At 66.9% G+C, this 17,526-nt stretch carries 14 protein-coding genes; 10 read left to right on the top strand and 4 right to left on the bottom strand.

The features are described from left to right. The 4 genes from JMF82_RS14880 to JMF82_RS14895 form a co-directional block, all read left to right on the top strand. A partial coding sequence (locus JMF82_RS14880; protein WP_201315346.1) for a thiol:disulfide interchange protein DsbA/DsbL occupies positions 1-540 on the top strand: 540 nt, incomplete at its 5' end. A gap of 46 nt (positions 541-586) precedes the next feature. After that, on the top strand, positions 587-1,243 hold the full coding sequence (locus JMF82_RS14885) for a thiol:disulfide interchange protein DsbA/DsbL (protein WP_201315347.1): 657 nt from the start codon (positions 587-589) through the stop codon (positions 1,241-1,243). A gap of 120 nt (positions 1,244-1,363) precedes the next feature. Further along, positions 1,364-2,173, top strand: coding sequence for an endonuclease/exonuclease/phosphatase family protein (locus JMF82_RS14890; RefSeq protein WP_201315348.1), 810 nt, complete (start codon positions 1,364-1,366; stop codon positions 2,171-2,173). Continuing rightward, positions 2,170-2,604 (top strand): hypothetical protein, encoded by a 435-nt coding sequence (locus JMF82_RS14895; RefSeq protein WP_201315349.1) that lies wholly within the window; start codon positions 2,170-2,172, stop codon positions 2,602-2,604. The genes JMF82_RS14890 and JMF82_RS14895 overlap by 4 nt, the downstream gene beginning before the upstream one ends. Here JMF82_RS14895 and JMF82_RS14900 read toward each other — a convergent pair. Then, positions 2,503-4,122, bottom strand: a complete 1,620-nt coding sequence (locus JMF82_RS14900; protein ID WP_201315350.1) for a glycosyl hydrolase family 17 protein — start codon at positions 4,120-4,122, stop codon at positions 2,503-2,505. The genes JMF82_RS14895 and JMF82_RS14900 overlap by 102 nt on opposite strands. Positions 4,123-4,316: 194 nt before the next feature. Between JMF82_RS14900 and JMF82_RS14905 the strand changes: the two genes are divergently transcribed. The 4 genes from JMF82_RS14905 (at position 4,317) to JMF82_RS14920 (ending at position 10,762) form a co-directional block, all read left to right on the top strand. Further along, complete coding sequence (locus JMF82_RS14905) at positions 4,317-6,392, top strand: transglycosylase SLT domain-containing protein (protein WP_201315351.1); 2,076 nt, start codon at positions 4,317-4,319, stop codon at positions 6,390-6,392. Between the two features lie 13 nt (positions 6,393-6,405). Further along, positions 6,406-7,350: a complex I NDUFA9 subunit family protein gene (locus tag JMF82_RS14910; RefSeq protein WP_201315352.1), complete on the top strand. Its 945-nt coding sequence runs from the start codon at positions 6,406-6,408 to the stop codon at positions 7,348-7,350. 47 nt (positions 7,351-7,397) lie between these two features. Continuing rightward, positions 7,398-8,627 carry a multifunctional CCA addition/repair protein gene (locus JMF82_RS14915; RefSeq protein ID WP_201315353.1) on the top strand — a complete coding sequence of 410 codons (1,230 nt, stop codon included), beginning with the start codon at positions 7,398-7,400 and terminating at the stop codon, positions 8,625-8,627. A 164-nt stretch (positions 8,628-8,791) separates the two neighbouring features. Further along, entirely contained in the window at positions 8,792-10,762 is a 1,971-nt protein-coding gene (locus tag JMF82_RS14920) for an LTA synthase family protein (RefSeq protein ID WP_201315354.1), read from the top strand. Positions 10,763-10,811: 49 nt separating this feature from the next. Here the strand turns inward: JMF82_RS14920 and JMF82_RS14925 are convergent, their stop codons facing one another. From JMF82_RS14925 to JMF82_RS14935, 3 genes are all read right to left on the bottom strand, one after another. Then, positions 10,812-12,152 (bottom strand): hypothetical protein, encoded by a 1,341-nt coding sequence (locus tag JMF82_RS14925; protein WP_201315355.1) that lies wholly within the window; start codon positions 12,150-12,152, stop codon positions 10,812-10,814. A gap of 79 nt (positions 12,153-12,231) precedes the next feature. After that, positions 12,232-13,425, bottom strand: a complete 1,194-nt coding sequence (locus JMF82_RS14930; RefSeq protein ID WP_201315356.1) for an SAM-dependent methyltransferase — start codon at positions 13,423-13,425, stop codon at positions 12,232-12,234. A gap of 92 nt (positions 13,426-13,517) precedes the next feature. After that, on the bottom strand, positions 13,518-15,686 hold the full coding sequence (locus JMF82_RS14935) for a TonB-dependent receptor (RefSeq protein ID WP_201315357.1): 2,169 nt from the start codon (positions 15,684-15,686) through the stop codon (positions 13,518-13,520). A 198-nt stretch (positions 15,687-15,884) separates the two neighbouring features. Here JMF82_RS14935 and JMF82_RS14940 point away from each other — a divergent pair, with 198 nt between their 5' ends. Both JMF82_RS14940 and JMF82_RS14945 read left to right on the top strand, forming a co-directional pair. Next, the gene (locus tag JMF82_RS14940) at positions 15,885-16,511 is read left to right on the top strand and encodes a hypothetical protein (protein WP_201315358.1); all 627 of its coding nucleotides are present in this window, start codon (positions 15,885-15,887) and stop codon (positions 16,509-16,511) included. A 58-nt stretch (positions 16,512-16,569) separates the two neighbouring features. Next, positions 16,570-17,316 (top strand): pteridine reductase, encoded by a 747-nt coding sequence (locus tag JMF82_RS14945; protein ID WP_201315359.1) that lies wholly within the window; start codon positions 16,570-16,572, stop codon positions 17,314-17,316. Positions 17,317-17,526 lie beyond the last annotated feature (210 nt).

Below are 17,526 nucleotides of genomic sequence, written 5' to 3' on the forward strand. Positions count from 1 at the left end.
GTGCTCGAGGTGTTCTCGTACGGCTGCCCGGCCTGCAACCAGTTCCACCCCACCATGAACAAGCTGGTGCAGGAGCTGCCCGCCGATGCCGTGGTTGCCTACCTGCCCGCCTCGTTCATGCCGCAGGAAAACTGGCCGATGCTGCAGCGCGCCTTCCTCGCCGCACAGGCGCTGGGCGTGGCCGACAAGGCCAACGACGCCATGTACGACGCCGTGTGGAAGACCAACGAACTCAGCGCCCTCAAGGCCGGTGGCGCGGGCCTGAAGCCCGCGTCCGCCCTGCCGACCCTGGACGATGCCGCCCAGGTCTACGCGAAGTTCGGCGCCGATCCGAAGGAATTCGTGGCGGTGGCCAACTCCTTCACCATCAACACCAAGGTGAAGCGTTCGGACGAACTGGTGAAGAACTACGGCATCGAAGAGACGCCCACCATCGTCGTCGACGGCAAGTACCGCCTGACCCCGCGCTCGGCCGGTGGCTACGACCAGGTGGTGGAACTGACGAAGTGGCTGGTGTCCAAGGAAGCGGCCGGCAAGTAAGCCGGGCCTTCACACCCCACCCATCGCTCACCTGAGAACACCGCCCATGCTCAAGCGTTTTGCCTCCCTGCGCGTCCTCGGCCTGCTCGCCGGCCTGCTGCTGACCACCGCCTGCACCGCCACCGGCTCCAACGATGCCGCGCCCTACACGGACGGCACCGAGTACGTCACCATCGGCGGCACGCCGCAGCGCTACAGCAACGAGGGCAAGGTCGAGGTCGTCGAGGTGTTCTCGTACGGCTGCATCCATTGCGCCCACTTCGCGCCGCTCGCCGAGCAGCTGCGCAAGCAGCTGCCTGCGGGCGTGGTGTTCAAGCTGCTGCCGGCGGCGTTCAACGACCAGTGGGTGCCCTACGCCCGCGCCTACTATGCCGCCAAGAAGCTGGGCGTGGTGGAGCAGACCCACCTGGCGCTGTTCAAGGCCAAGTTCGAAGACCACTACCCGATCTCCACGCTGGATGAGATCGCCGACTTCTACGCCAGCCATGGCGTGAAGCGCGACGACTTCATGCGCATCGCCACCTCGGACGAAGTCACCCAGCAGATCCGCAAGGATGCCGCGCTGGTGCAGGCCTGGCAGGTCGACGGCACGCCGACCATCGTGGTCGACGGCAAGTACCGCAGCGCCAACATCAAGACGCTGGACCAGCTGTCGGCCCTGACCCAGTGGCTGGTCAAGCGCGAGCTGGCCGGCGGCAAGTAATCCTTGCACGGGGAGAGTCCGGCGGGACTTTCCCCACATTCACACCCCGGCGGGCATGCTTGCGCATCCGACGGCGCCAGCGATGGCGCCTGTCACCCTTTGCCACTACCCTGCCGCCCGATGAACCGCGCCGATTCACCCGCCCCCGTCGCCCCGGAGCGCCGTCTACGCCTGCTGAGCTGCAACATCCTGGCCGGCGCCAGCGTGCAGCGCTACAGCGAATACCTGACCCGCAGCATCAACGCGGTGCTGCCCGGCCGCAGCAAGCTCGACAACCTGGACCGGCTGGCGGAAGTACTGCCGCAGTTCGACGTGATCGGGCTGCAGGAAGCCGATGCCGGCAGCCTGCGCTCGGGCTTCCTCAACCAGACGCGCTATCTCGCCGAAGCCGCGGGCATGCCGTTCTGGAGCCACCAGCCCAATCGCCCGATGGCGCGCCTGGCGCATTCCGCGAACGGGCTGATCAGCCGCCTCGAACCGACCAGCGTGCTGGACTTCCCGCTGCCCAGCCGCATTCCCGGCCGCGGCGCGCTGCTGGCGCGCTTTGGCGAGGGCAAGGACGCGCTGGCGGTGATGATCGCCCATCTCTCGCTGAGCGCGCCGGCGCGCGCCAAGCAGCTCGCCTTCATCGGCGAGGTGTTGCAGGACTACCGGCACGCGGTCTTGATGGGTGATCTCAACACCGAGCTGCGCAGCGCGGAGATGAGGCACCTGTTTGCCAAGTCTCCGCTGGTGTCGCCCGAACAGGCGACGCCCACCTTTCCCAGCTGGAAGCCGCGCCGGGCGCTGGACCATATCCTCACCTCCGAGGCGATCCAGCTCGACAAGGTCTGGGCGCTGCCGCAGGCGTTTTCGGATCATTTGCCCCTGGCGGCGGAGATTCGCCTGCCAACCCATATCGCCCCCCAACCCTTTCGACTGCGCCGATGAAGCGAACGCTTACCCTGATCCTGCCCTGGCTGTTGCTGATCGTGCTGGGCGTCGCGCCCGTCATGCTGCGCTATGGACTGGTCGAGTCGCCCGAAGTGGCGCGCGTATGCGAGACGGGCAAGACGCTTGCCTGCGACCTGCGGCATATCACGGTGGAGGGGTTCATCACCGGCAACGTCGGCGGCGTACGCATCGGCATCTACGGCTGGATCGCGCTCGCCGCCACCGCGCTGGCGCTCTGGCGCAACCGCGTATTCAGCGCATGGCTGGCCGCGGCGACTGGCCTGGTCGCCGTGGTGCTGTACTGCTTCGAGCCCGGCGCGCTGGCGCTATTGGTGGGCTGCCTGCGCCTCGTGCGCGCCCAGGCGGACGCTGCGTCGCCACGCGACCAAGGCGGCGGCGCCCAGCAGGAGATTCACGCCCAGCCATGACCACGAGGCAGGATTCAGGCCGACATCCTGCACCACCGTCACGGCTGCCAGCATCGGCATCAGGCAAGCCATGAAGCGCTCTTCCGCGGTGGGCACCCACGATCTGCCCGTATCCAGCAGCGCGGCGACGAAGTAGCCGAGCGCCGGCGGCCAGAACAGGCCCAGCGGGAAATCGCGGTAGCGACCGTCGAACACCAGCAGCAAGCCATACAGGGTAAGGCCGAACATCCACGCGAACCGCGCGCGGGTATCCGGTGCGCCGCGAGACGGTCCGCCACCCAGGCGAGCCGCCACCCAGCGCGCCAGCGCGATCGTGGTCAGCAGCGCCAGCACGCACAGCGTGCCGGAAACGGCCCACTCGACCACATCGCGGCAGGCAAACCACATCTGCCGGAACTGCCAGGCCAACGCGGCGCCGCAGGCAAACCCGGACAGCACCAGCACGAAGCGCGCCCGGCGCGAGCGCCACTCCCGGCGCCACACCGCCGCCAGCACGAACAGCGCGGCGCCAAGCACGCCCGCCCACCAGCCCAGCAGCCAGCGCGGCTCCTCGACCACCGGGCCCTGCATCGAAAACTTCGGATGCGCGTCGACGTCGAAGATGCCCCAGTAGCCGCCGACCGTGCCTTCCTGTTCGCGCTTCCACGGCTGGTCGAAGGCTTCGATCACGTTGTAGGGCATGTCCACGCTGCCGGCATAGCGCAGGAATTCGCGCATGTAGCGGGCTTCGTTCACCAGGCTCGCGGCGGCGCCGCGACGCTGCTTGCCCTGGCTGGGCCAGCCCGTCTCGCCGATCATCACCGCGCGGCCGGGAAACTCCGCCTTCATGTGCGCGTACACGTCGGCGACGTGCTGCACGGCATCCCGCGGCTCCACCGGAGCGTCCTCCCAATACGGCAGGATGTGGATGGTGATGAAGTCCACCACCTTGGCCATTTCCGGATAGCGCTGCCAGAACTCCCACACGTCGGCATAGGTGATCGACACGTGCGTGTCGCGCACGGCGTCGCGCACCTCGGTCACGTACTGCGCCATCGCCGCAGGCGTCTGCTCGCCACGCAGCAGCACTTCGTTGCCGACGACCACCCCGCGCAGTACGTCGGGGTGCGCCTTGATGGTGGCGATGCCGGCCTTGATCTCGTTCGCGTTCAACACCGGATCGCGCCCGATCCATATGCCCATGAGCACCTTCATGCCATAGCGCTGCGCGATGCCCGGCACCGCGTCGAGGCCGAAGCCCTGCGAGTAGGTGCGCACGCAATCGAAGCGCTCCGACAGCGCGCGCAAATCGGCGTCGATGCGCTCGGGGCTCACATAGGCATGGATGTTGAGCGGTGTCTCGCCCGGCTTGCGGAACGGCGCGTAGGACACGCAGGCGATGCGCGAGGAAGGCGTTTCCGGGAGCGTCACCGGTCGCCCGATGTGCCACCACCACAGCACGCCCCACAACGCCGCGGCGACAAGCGCCAGCCACGCCAGCGGCGCTACACGGGACGACGGCGGGGACGGTGGCGTCATGCGCTTCCTTGGGAGCCAGGTTCATGCGCCGGATGCGGCGCCTCGTGGGCCGCAGATTCTATCAGGCCCGCTCCGGCTACCATGGTCGCGTCGGTTTCACGTCACGCTCAGCGGCCATTGGCCATGCTGCCGGGTCCGATGCATTGCCAGCCCTTGCGATGCACGGCGTGGAACAGGCAAAAAAAGGAGCTTTCATGTCCCTCTCCGTGGCACCGCGCCGAATCGCCCGGCGCCTGCTCATCGTGATGGCCGGCCTGCTGCTGGCCGGCACCGCCGGCGCGGCCGAGCCCACCCAGGCACAGCGCACCGCCTTCAAGCAGGCCTATGCCGCGGCGCTGCAGGGAGGCGATGGCTGGCGCAGCCTGGCCGGCGGGCTGGAGAACTATGCGATCTATCCCTACCTGGAAGCCGCCGCGCTGACGCACGACATCCGGCAGATCGACCGCGCGCAGGTGGAGTCGTACCTCAAGCGCTATCCCGACCAGATTCCCGCGGGTGATCTTCGCCGCGACTTCCTCGCCGAACTCGCGCGCCGGCAGGACTGGGACAACTTCCTCGCGATGTACCAGCCGGGACAGGGCGACGCGCTGGCCTGCAACGCGTTGCAGGCGCAGCTGAGCAAGGGTGCGCAGCTTGATTTCGACCGCGACCTCGCCGCGTTGTGGGCCAAGCCCAAGTTGCCCGGTGCCTGTGATCCGGTGTTGAGCGCGGCCCACGACCAGGGCCTGCTCACGCCGCAGCGCCTGTGGGATCGCATCGATCGCGCCGCTGATGCCGTGCAGCCCGGTTCCATCAACGCCATGGCCGCATGGCTGCCCGCCGAAGACGCGGACGCCGCCAAGCGGCTGGCGTCCGCGCTGAGCGATCCGGGCACCGCGGCGGTCGCCGCCAACCAGTGGCCGGATACGCCGCGCAACCGCCAGGCCGCCGCCATTGCGGTGGAACGGCTGGCGCGTCGCCAGTCGGTCATCGCCGATACGGCGTGGCAGAAACTGCAGGATCGCTTCGCCTTCACCCCGCAGCAGCGCGATCGCGTGGTGTACGCGCTGGCGCTGTTCCATGCCACCGACTATGACGAAGGTGCGTTGTCGCGCCTGGCGGCCCTGCCCGCCGCACTGCAGACGGACGTGAGCCGCGAGTGGCGCGTGCGCGCCGCGCTCGCCCAGCGCGACTGGCGGGCCGTGCTCGCGGCCATCGACGCCATGCCGGCGACGCAGCAGCAGGACGGCGAATGGCGCTGGTTCCGCGCCCGCGCGCTTACCGAACTGGGTCGTGGCGCCGAGGCGCAGCGCGTGCTGACGCCGTTGGCGCAGGAGCCCACCTTCTACGGCTTCCTTGCGGCCGATCGCCTGGAGCAGCCCTACGGCATCTGCCCGATCCAGCTCACCAGCGATGCGAAGCGCGAACAGGCCTTGCTGGCCAATCGCGGCCTGCAGCGCGCGTTCGAGTTGTTCGCGGTCGACGTGCCCCGCCAGGCGCGTCGCGAATGGAGCCAGGCGCTCGATGGCGCCGACGCCGATACGCTGAGGCTCGCAGTCGCCCTCGCCTATCGGCGCGGCTGGTATGACCGTGCGGTATTCACCTTCAACAATGGAGAAGCCTTGCGTTATTACGAGCAGCGTTTCCCGCTCGCCAGCCAGGACGGCCTGGTGCCGCAGGCGCAGGAAGCGGGCATCGATCCGTCGTGGGCCTACGCGATCCTGCGCGCAGAAAGCGCGTGGATGAGCGATGCGCGCTCCGGCGCGGATGCACGCGGCCTGATGCAGCTGCTGCCCTCCACCGCCGCCCTGGTCGCCAAGCGCAACGACATCCGTTGGGGTGGCGGCGAAACCCTGTTCGATCCGGTGACCAACATCATCCTGGGCACGCGCTATCTCGCGCAGATGGCGCAGCGCTTCAGTGGTTCGATCTGGCTTGCCAGCGCGGCGTACAACGCCGGCCCCGGCAAGGTCGACCAGTGGCTGGAAGCACGCGGCGCGCTGCCGCCAGACCTGTTTGTCGCGACCATTCCCTACAAGGAGACGCGCGAGTACGTGGCACGCGTGATGTCCTTTGCGGTGATCTATGACTGGCGCCAGCACGGCAATGCGGTAACGCTGTCGCAGCGGATGACACCGATCGGCCAAGGCTTCAACCTTGCGGAGGTCTCCGCGGAACGCAAGCGGGTGGGCTGCCCGATCGCGGCGCCGGCAGTGCCGGCGGAAGCGGCCACCGCGGCGCCCGCGAGCAACATGGCGCCACCGGCGCCTGCATCCAGCGGCACACACTGAGAGAGGCTGGCACGTGGCAGGTAGAATCCAACAACTGGTCGTGCTTGGCGGCACCGGCTTCGTCGGCTCGCATCTCATCCCGCGGCTGGTCGCCGATGGCCACCGCATCGTGCTGCTTTCGCGCAACCGCGAACGCAAGCGCGAGCTGGGCGTGCTGCCGTCGGTGCGCATCCGCAGCGCCGACATCTACGACGCCAACGCCTTGCGCCGGCAATTCGAGGGCGCCGACGCGGTGATCAACCTGGTCGGCATCCTCAATGCCTCCGGCAAGCAGACCTTCCAGCATGCCCATGTGGATCTGACCCAACGCGTGATCGGCGCGTGCCAGGCGGCGGGCGTGCCGCGGCTGCACCAGATGAGCGCGCTCAAGGCCGGCCAGGGCCTGTCGCAATACCTCAAGACCAAGGGCGAAGCCGAAGCGCACGTGCGCCATTCGTCGCTGGACTGGACCATCTACCAACCCAGCGTGATGTTCGGCCGGGGCGGCGGGCTGGTCGATCGCTTCGCCTCGCTGCTGAGGCAGATGCCCGTGCTGCCACTGGCGCGCGCATCCGCGCGCCTGGCGCCGACCTGGGCAGGCGACGTGGCCGAGGCGATCGCGCGCTGCGTGGGCGACGACAAGCTCGGCATGGATCGCAGTTTCGAACTGTACGGGCCGCAGGTGCTTACGCTCGGCGACATCGTGCGGCAGATCCGCGATGTGGCGGGGCTGGGCACGCCCATCCTGCCGCTGCCCGACAGCCTGGGACGCTTGCAGGCCCAGTTCGCCGAGCTGCTGCCCGGCAAGCCGTTCTCGCTCGACAACTTCCGCACGCTGCGTACCAACTCGGTGGGCAAGCAGGATGGCTACGCCGCACTCGGCATCGTGCCGCAGCCGCTGTCGGCATGGCTGCCACTGCTGCTGCAGGAGCCCGCACGCCAGCGGCGCCTGTCCAGCGCACGCGGCAGCATGCGCTGAAGCCTCGCCGTTATGGGCGCATGGGTGCCCCGTGGCAGAATCGACCCATGCGCATCTATCTCGTCGGCGGCGCGGTCCGCGACAAACGCCTCGGCAGGCCGGTCATCGACCACGACCACGTGGTGGTGGGCGCGCGCCCCGAAGAGCTGCAGGCGCAAGGCTATCGCCCGGTGGGCAAGGATTTCCCGGTGTTCCTGCACCCGCAGACGAGCGAGGAGTACGCGCTCGCCCGCACCGAGCGCAAGACCGGCCCCGGCTACCACGGCTTCGCGTTCCACGCCGATCCGTCGGTGACGCTGGAAGAGGACCTCGCGCGCCGCGACTTGACCATCAATGCGATGGCCGAAGCCGAGGATGGCACGCTGGTCGATCCGTTCGACGGCCTGCAGGATCTCGAGCAGCGGCTGTTGCGGCACGTGTCGCCCGCGTTCGTGGAAGACCCCGTGCGCCTGCTGCGCGTGGCACGCTTCGCGGCGCGCTTCGCGCCCCTGGGCTTTACCGTGGCGCCGGAAACGATGGCGCTGATGCAGCAGATGGTGCGCGACGGCGAGGTGGACCACCTCGTGCCCGAGCGCGTGTGGCAGGAAACCCGCAAGGCGTTGGGCGAAGCGCAGCCTTCCGCGTTCCTGCGCGTGCTGCGCGAATCGCGTGCGCTCGCCGTGCTGTTTCCGGAAGTGGATGCACTCTACGGCGTGCCGCAGCGCGCGGAGTTCCACCCAGAAGTGGACACCGGCGTGCACGTGGAAATGGTGCTCGACATGGCGGCACGCATCGCGCCGGGCAACGACGTGGTGGGTTTCTGTGCGCTCACGCATGACCTCGGCAAGGCGTTGACGCCTGCCGATGTGCTGCCCCGGCACATCGGACACGAGCATGCGGGCGTCGCACCACTGCAGCGACTGGCCGCACGACTGAAGGTGCCAACGGAACATGCCACGCTGGCCGAACACGTATGCCGCGAGCATCTCAACGTCCACCGCGCCTTCGAACTGAGGGCAGCCACGGTGCTGCGCCTGCTCACTTCGTTGGACGCCTTGCGCCGACCCGAGCGCCTGGGCCTGTTCCTTGCGGCCTGCGAAGCCGACCAGCGGGGCCGCCTCGGCCACCAGGACGACGCCTATCCCCAGGCCGGCTATCTGCAGCAGGCGCGCGACGTGGCGGCGGCGATTCGCTCCGAGCCTTTCGTCGCCAAGGGACTCACCGGGCCGGCCATTGGTGATGCCATGACCGCCGCGCGGACCACCGCCATCGAATCGCTGCGCCAGTCGGCTCGCTGAACAGGCCAGGGGCGGAAAGCCGGCAGGAAGGCCGTTGAGGCTAAAATCACCCGCTTGGCGCCCTGACGGCCCTCCCCCGGAGGCCGTCGCCGTGTATAAAGACGGGTCGCCTCTCGTCGCCCTGGTGAACCGGGCGCCTGTCGTTCCAACCCCCGGAGTCATCCGTGTCCACTGCGTACCATCCGACCTCGCCGCTGCGCCAGCGGTTTCGTCCCCTGTGGTGGCTGGCCATCAGCTACGTGCTGATCGGCGCCCTCACGCGCATCGTGCTGCTGTTCATGGCGGGCAGCGGCGTGCCGCACAATCCGCTGTATTGGGCCTATGCGTTCGGCGTGGGGCTGGCCTACGACCTGGTCGCCTTCATCTACATCGCCTGGCCGCTGATGCTGTACCTGTGGCTGGTGCCGCAACGCATCTATGTGTCGCGCGTGGGCCAATGGCTGCTCTATGGCGGCGGCGCGGTGACCTTGTTCGGCCTGCTGTTCGTCGGCGCTTCCGAGCTGGTGTTCTGGGGAGAGTTCGGCACGCGCTTCAACTTCATCGCGGTGGACTACCTCGTCTATACGACCGAGGTGATCGGCAACATCCGCGAGTCGTATCCGCTGGGCACCTGGATCAGCCTGCTGGCGCTGGCGACCCTGGTGGTCGTGTGGCTCAGCCGCCGCGGCCTGAAGGCCGAGGACAGCGGCACGCGCTTCCTCCAGCGCAGCAAGGTGGCGCTGGTATGGCTGCTGGTCACGGTGGTGACCGCGGTGGCCATCAAGGGCACCTTCAAGGACCGCACCGACAACGCCTACGTGAACGAGCTCTCCGGCAACGGCGTGTACGAATTCTTCGCCGCCTTCCGCAGCAGCCACCTGGACTATTCGCGCTTCTACCGCACGCTGCCCGAGGACGATGCGTTCCGCCGCGTGCGCGACCTCGTCAAGACGCCCGAGGCCACCTACGTCGGCGACGATCCGCGCGACCTCACCCGTGATATCCGCCATGAAGGCCCCGAGAAGCACCTCAACGTCGTGCTGATCAGCGTGGAAAGCTTCTCGGCCGACTTCCTCGCGGAGTTCGGCGACAAGCGCGGCATCACGCCGAACCTGGATGCGCTGATCGGCAAGAGCATGTTCTTCGACAACCTCTACGCCAACGGCACGCGCACCGTGCGCGGCCTGGAGGCCCTGTCGCTCTCGGTGCCGCCCACGCCCGGCGATTCGATCGTGAAGGCGCACAACAACGAGAACCTGTTCTCCGCCGCCAACGTCTTCAACGATCGCGGCTATCAGTCCGACTTCGTCTATGGTGGCTACGGCTACTTCGACAACATGAACTACTTCTTCTCGCACAACGGCTATCGCGCGGTGGACCGCAACGATATCGCCAAGGGCGAGACCATCCACCACGAGAACGTGTGGGGCGTGGCCGACGAGGACCTCTACACGCTGTCGCTGAAGCAGATGGACGAGGCCTACGCGCAGAAGAAGCCGTTCTTCCTGCACATCATGACCACCTCCAACCACCGTCCCTTCACCGTGCCCGCGAACCGCGTGACGCAGAAGGACGGCACGCGCGAAGCCGCCGTGGCGTACACCGACTGGTCCATCGCCGACTTCCTCAAGCGTGCGCAGGGCAAGCCGTACTTCGACGACACGATCTTCGTGATCACCGCCGACCACTGCGCCTCCAGCGCCGGCCGCACCAGCGTGCCGATCAACCGCTACCACATCCCGCTGTGGATCTACGCGCCCAAGCACATCCAGCCGCAGCGCGTGACGCGGCAGATGGCGCAGGTCGACATCATCCCCACCGTGATGGGCCTGTTGAACTTCAGCTACCGCAGCCGCTTCTTCGGCGCGGACATCTTCCAGCTGGAACCGGGCCGCGAACGCGCCTTCCCGGCCACCTACGAAAAACTCGGCTACCTGCACAAGGACGTACTGACCATCCTCGAACCGCAGCGCAAGCTGGAACAGGTGCGCCCTGACTTCGACAACGGCGACGCCGTGCCGAACAAGCCGGTCGACGAGCATCAGGTGGACGACGCCACCGCGTACTACCAGGTGGCGGCTTTCATGTTCAAGCACGGGCTGATGGTGAAGCGCGACACGGACAGCGCCCCGGTCGCCCCTGCTGTCTCTCCTTGACATGGCATCGGCGGCGAGGCCAACGAGCCTCCCCGCCGATGAAGGCGAGCTATGGCGCGTCGGGGACCAGCTCGCCCCGCCTGTCGATGATGAAGTCGGCGGGCTCACCCGCTTCGACGAGCCGAGCCCTGCCCCCGATGGCCACGCCCCGATAGCTGGGCACATCGTGGGTCAGGCGCAAATACGTCCACCGATCGTCCTCGGACTGCGGACGCAACCGAACGACGTGCGACGCGGAAGCAACCGCCCTGGCCAAGGCAGGCGAAAAATGGGCCTGCCTCACACCGGCATCGTGCATGCCCAACGTGATGTTGGCGCCATGCCATAGGCAGAGCATGGCAATCACCCCGACGATGATTTGCGCCGGTCGAGCCATGTCGCTCCATGCAAGCGCGACCACGCCCGCGGTCACAGCGGCGAAGGCATAACCATACTGGTTCGCGGCCCCCGCCAGCAGCAGCACCGGACCCAACGCCACGACGCCTCCCAGCAGAAACGCCGCCAACCATCGCCCGCCCGCACGCCATAGCGACCATGCCAGCAACAACCACGCTATTGCCGCCGCGATGGCCATGCGCCGGCCCACTGCCTTCTCCAGGAAGTCATTGGCCCCGAACCGGCTCGTGAGCACGGGAAACAACTGGTATTCCAGCCATCGCGTGGGTATCGACAGGAAACTCCATTGATAGATGGCACCGGTGGTTTCCGTCGCAAACAGGATCGCCTTGACACGAAATGCCAGATAGATGGCCACAGGAACGATCGACGCCAGGCAGGCCAACGCCCAGTGACGCTTGCGACCGGAAAACCACCAGGCGAGCGCGAGCAGTCCTGGCATCACGATGGCCGACTCCTTGGCCAGCAGCGCCATCGACGTCAGCAGGAAAGTGGCGGCGAGGATGATCGCCGGTTTCGTGTCCTCACGAACCCCGAGGGCCACAGCGAGTGCGCAACTCAGCCAGGCCAGGTCGGCAATGGTCCCGACCCAGCCATGGGTGTATGCCGCATAGGGACCGAGCGCGAACACCAGCGCTCCCAGCAACGACACGAGGGGCTTGGCACCGTATCGATGCAGCAGGGCGGTCACCATGCCCGCATTTATCGCACCCCACGTCACCATGACGGCATGAAAAGCATACGGATGCTCAAACAGCCGACGCGACAGCACCATCCATAGCGAGAACGTGAGGGGGCGGTACTGGAAGGCCTGGAAATCGCCCCAAAGGCCGTTGCCGAAAAAACCGCCTTTCGCCTGCGTGGCGAAAAAGGCCCACTGCAGTTCATCGTGACTGTAGTAACCCGGATTGAAGATCAGCAGCGCTTGCGCCAGTAACACGCAAGCAACTGCCACAACAAAGAGCCTCAAGTCGATACGGCCGTGAGTTTCCATGGCGTAGAAAGATCCTTCTTGCGTGAACGGCGGATCGTGCTGCAATGCGACCGGCGTGCCGACATGTCATCGCGACCTGTCAGAGCCGATCCCCCTGGTCCGCCTCCAGCAGCTCTGCTGGCAGCGGCAGTACGTCCATGTTGCGCGCGAACAGCATGGCCTGGAAGCGCTCGCCCATCTGGTCGGGGAGGGTCAGCTTCTTCACTTCCTGGGCGAGTCGGTAGCGGGTGGCTTCGTCGGGCGCCTGCTCGTAGGCGCTCTCGAACGCCTCCTGCAGACCGCTGCCGATCAGGAACTGTGCTTGCGACAGGTAGCCTGCCACGCCAAAGCCCGCGCCATTGCCGGCTTCCGCCAGGGCGGTGAAATCCACCGAGGCGGTGAGGTCGTTCAAGCCGGGCAGATACAGCGGGTCGCTGTGCGCGCGGTGGCGGTAGTGGGCCATCAGCGTGCCGTCGGCGCGCTCCGGCAGATAGAACTCGCGACGCACGTAGCCGTAGTCCATGAAGAGCATCAGGCCGGCAGACAGCGAGCCGGCGATGGCCTGGATCCAGTACGGCAGCTGCGGAAGGATCTCCGAGCGATAGCCGTCGGGAAAGCTCGTTTCGAGATCCCGCTCCACATGGCGCACGGCGCCCGACACCAGCATGTCGGCGGGACGGTCCACGCGCATCAGGCGGCCTTCGCCATCCAGCGCCACGTATTCCTCGTAGACCTCGCCGGCACGCATCGCGAAACGCGTGGTCGGCAGTGCGTCGATCACTTCGTTGGCAAACAGCACGCCACGCCAGTCCTGCTCGGGCGGACGATCCAGCCAGGACACGCGTGCGAAGATCTCCGCCGGCAACGCACCGGACAGGCGCTCACGCTGGCGATCGCGCAGGTCGGCGCTGGGTTCGAGAATGAAATAGCGACGAGGCAGCGTGCCGGCGGCGGCGAATGCCTTCAACGCAGCCTCGGCGAAACTGCCGCTGCCACCGCCCAATTCGAGGAAATCGGCGTCGTCGCCCAGCAGCCCGATTACCGGATACGTGGCGTTGACCACGCACTGCGCGAACAGGCTGCCCAGTTCCGGCGCGGTGACGAAGTCACCGGCCTCGCCGAACTTGGTCTTCCCGGCGCTGTAGTAGCCCAACCCCGGCGCGTACAGGCAACGCTCCATGTATTGCGAGAACGGCATCGCCCCGTGTGCGGCAATCTCCTCGCGCAGGTGCGTCAGCAGTTGGTCGGAATGGGCGCGCTCGTCGGCGCTCGGATCGGGGAGTCGGGAGGACATGCGCGTGGATCGCTGATGGAAAACGCGCAAAGGATAACCCATGCCCCGCCACGGCCCCGTGAGTACCGTGGCGGGGCATCGGCCCAGCTGACTTAGAAGCTGAAGTCCTTCTGCAGGGAGAGGTACAGGCCACGACGCGGACCGAACTGCGGCGCGCCCACGCCCACGCCGGTGCCGTCGCGCAGTTCGTAGGTGCGATCGAACGCATTGATCAGCGCCAGCTGGGTCTTCACCTTGCCGAAGCTGCCCATGTTGAAGTCGTGCGCCACGTTGAGGTTGAGCTGGAAGTAGTACGGCAGCGAGGCGCCATTGGGCACGCCCGGTGCTTCCTTGCGCAGGCCGCTGCCGAAGATGTAATCGGCGCCCACGCGCGTCGCCCCGGTGAAGGAGTAGGTGATGCCACCGGACGAGGAAAGCTTCTGGTCGTGGTCCAGGTGGATCCAGTTGTCGTCGATGTAGGCCAGCTCATCCGGCGCAAAGTTGTACTGGCCGGTCATCACGCGCTTGCCCATCGCCCGGCTGTAGGCCGCGTTGAAGTACGCGGAAACGGGGCCGTTGTCGTAGTTGACGGTGAACTCCGCACCGCGGATGCGCCCCTGGGCGTAGTTGAAGTTGGAATAGATCAGCGCCGCGCCGAACTGGCCTTCGTCCTGCAGGCGACGCACCTTGCGGTAGTACGCATCCAGGCCGACGGTGAGGCTGGAGCCGAACTGCTGCTGGATACCCACGTCGTAGTAGTCGGAGCGTTCCGACAGCGGCAGGTTGTTGCCGCCACTCGGCAGCTCGTTGGTGGTGCCGTTGAAACGCGCGATGTTGCTGTCGTCGATCACTTCGGTCGCCGGTGGCGTGAAGTAGCGCGAATAGCCGGCGTGAATCGTGGTGCTGTCGGTAGCCTGGTACACCACGCCCAGTCGCGGGCTCAGCTGGCTTTCGGTGCGGAACAGTTCGTAGCGATCGCCACGCACGCCGTAGTTCACCGTCCACTTGTCGCCGATGCTCCATTCGTCCTGCAGGTATGCCGACCAGGTGCGGGCCAACAGGTTGGTGGCGTCATAGATGCCGATCGGCGTGGTGCTGGCCTGCGAACCGTCCGGGTTGGCCGGAAACACCAGCGAGTTGTTGCTGATGTTGCCGCGCTCGAATTCACCATAGACGCCGTAACGCAACGTATGGCTATCGCCCAGCGGCGTGGCGAAATCCGCCTGCAGCGTGCTCGCCCGGTTGGCGCGGTTGATGGTGGAAGCGACGCCGTTGAACATCAGGTCGCCGATGTCGTCGGGCAGGAAATTCACCGTGCTGTAGCGCTGGCCAAGCGACACCTGGTAATCGGTCCTGCCCCACTTGCCCTGCAACGAAAGCACGCCGAAGCGCGTCTGCTCCTTCTGCCGTTCGTTGAGGTCGGCGGAATTGAAATCGGCCTGGCCGAGGTAGCCGAACTGCGGTTCCTGGTTCGGGTTGTTGGGAATCTCGAAGCGATTGTTGGTCGCGCCGAACATGAAGCTCACGCGCGTGTTGTCGTCGACCAGGTAGGAGATGTCGCCGAACCCCTTCGCCTGGTTGGTGTGGTCATGGATCGGCGTGCGGCTGGACGTCGGGTTTTCGATGCCAACATCGTTCTCAAGGTAATTGGCGGTGACGAACCAGCTCCAGCGATCGCTGCTGCCCCACAGCGATGCATTCGGGTTGAGCGTACCGAACGAACCGCCGGTGATGCCGACGCTGCCGCCATTGCCCAGGTCGTGGCCGCTCTTGGTGTCGATGTCCACGACCGCGGCGGTGCGCAGGCCGTACTGCGCGGGCAAGGCGCCGTCGAGCAGTTTCACGCTCTGGATGGTGCGCGCATCCAGCGTCTGCCCGAAGCCGGAGATCGACTCGGGAATGATCACGCCATTGATGCGGTACTGCAGGTTCGCGTGGTCGCCGCGCACGTGCACGCCGCCGTAGGAATCCTGCACTACGCCCGGCGCCTGCAGGATCACCTGGTTGAGTGGCGTGGAGTCGCCGAGCGGCAGTTGCTGGATGGCCTTCTGGTCGATCACGTACTGGCTGCTGCCGGTATCGGGCGAGAGTGAATTGCGCGACTGGTCGAGCGCCGCGCTGACATCCACGGCGCCGAGTTGTTTCACTTTCCTGTTGCCGCTGTCGCTGCTGGTGCCAGGGGCGAGGTTGCTGGTATCGGTGTTCGACTGGGTCTGGGCGAGCGCGAGCGGAGCGGCCCCCAGCGCAACGGCGAGGCTCAAGGCAAGCAAGGAAGGTTTCATCAGGGGTCCAGGGAGGGGGCGGCGATGTTCTTGGTTTCGATACGTTATAACATATCTATTCCGACGCCATGGGCGCCTGCCCCAAAAGTCATGCCTGGCGCCATGACCTCCCGCGCCAAGGCGCGGTTCACCCGGCTCAGCCGGATTTCATGGCCTGCCCCTAGACTCATTTCCGTTCGCCGCTTCGAGTCGTGGCCCATGACCAGATCCTCTTCCCAGCTTCCCGCCGTCATCACCGACCACAGCCGGGTCACCCAGGCCATCCTCGACTTCGTCAGCCAGATCCCCGACAGCGCCGTCGAAGGCAGCAGGCAGCCCGAGCAGGAAGCACGACGCCTGGCGGCCCGCGCCTCCCAGCGGGCGGCACTGACCGCCGGCTCGCTCGCCTTGCCGCCCGGCCCGCTGGGGTGGCTGACCGTACTGCCTGAACTCATCGCCATCTGGAAGATCCAGGCGCAGATGGTCAGCGACATCGCGGCGGCCTACGGCAAGCATGCGGATCTGGGACGCGAGCAGATGCTGTGGTGCCTGTTCCGCCATACCGCGGCGCAGGCCTTCCGGGACCTGGTGGTGCGCGTGGGCGATCGCCTGCTGTTCCGCCGGGTGACCTACAGCGTGGCCGAACGCATCGCCAAGACCGTGGGCGTCAAAGTCACCCAGCGCGCGGTGGGCAAGGGCCTTTCGCGCTGGCTACCCGTGGTCGGTGCGATGGGCGTCGGCGCCTATGCGTACTACGACACGGGGCAGGTGGCGCGTACCGCGATCGCGATGTTCAACGCCTCCATCGAGACGGAAGAAGCGAGCGAAATCACACCGGCGGGGTGACGTTGCCTGGGGTTTGCGGCAAGCTCGCGATCCAGCCGCGTTACGCAGGAGCCCACGCATGAGTCCACGCCACGAGCGTCCCGTCGTTCTCGTCACCGGCGCAGGCAAGCGGGTCGGCGCGGTCATCGCACGCACCCTGCACGCGGCCGGCTATGACCTGGCCCTGCACTACCGCCACTCCGCCGCCGAAGCCGAATTGCTGGCGACATCGCTGGAGCGCCAACGCAACGACAGTACCCATGTCGTCCAAGGCGAGCTGGCCCGGATCGATACGTTGCCGGACATGGTGCAGCGCGTGCTGGGGCGCTTCGGCCGGCTGGACGCGCTGGTCAACAACGCCTCGGCGTTCTTCCCCACGCCGGTCGGCAGTGCGACGGCCACGCAATGGAACGAGCTGTTCGCGTCGAACGCCCAGGCGCCGTTCTTCCTCGCCCAGGCCGCAACGCCCGCGCTGCGCGAGGCACGCGGCGCCATCGTCAACCTGGTGGACATCTACGCCGAGCGTCCGCTCGCCAACCATTCGCTGTACTGCATGGCGAAGGCGGCCCTGGCGGCGATGACGCGATCGCTCGCACTCGATCTCGGCCCCGATGTCCGCGTGAACGGCGTCGCGCCGGGCGCCGTGATGTGGCCGAGCGACGGCAAGCCTTATGACGACCAGCAGGCCATGCTGGCCCGCACACCGCTGCAGCGCGCTGGCACGCCGGAAGACGTCGCCGGCGCCGTGCTGTGGCTGCTGCGCGACGCGCCGTTCGTGACGGGGCAGATCATTCGCGTGGATGGGGGGCGGACGCTGTCCGTCTAGGGCAAGGCCAGCCCTTTGCCTACTGCAGGTTTGCTCACGGTGGGAGCCCTCCCAGTGGGCGACCGCAGCACCTCAGGCGGCTGCTTCGCCGGGTTGTCGCGCACGGGGGTGCGCTCCCACGGGAAAAGACGATGGCGCCGATGCGAAGACCATCATGGCGATGGATGCATCGCTTCGCGGCAATCGCGCGATGGGTGCGCTCCTACAAAG

Source organism: Dyella sp. EPa41 (assembly GCF_016586165.1).
Classification (GTDB): domain Bacteria; phylum Pseudomonadota; class Gammaproteobacteria; order Xanthomonadales; family Rhodanobacteraceae; genus Dyella.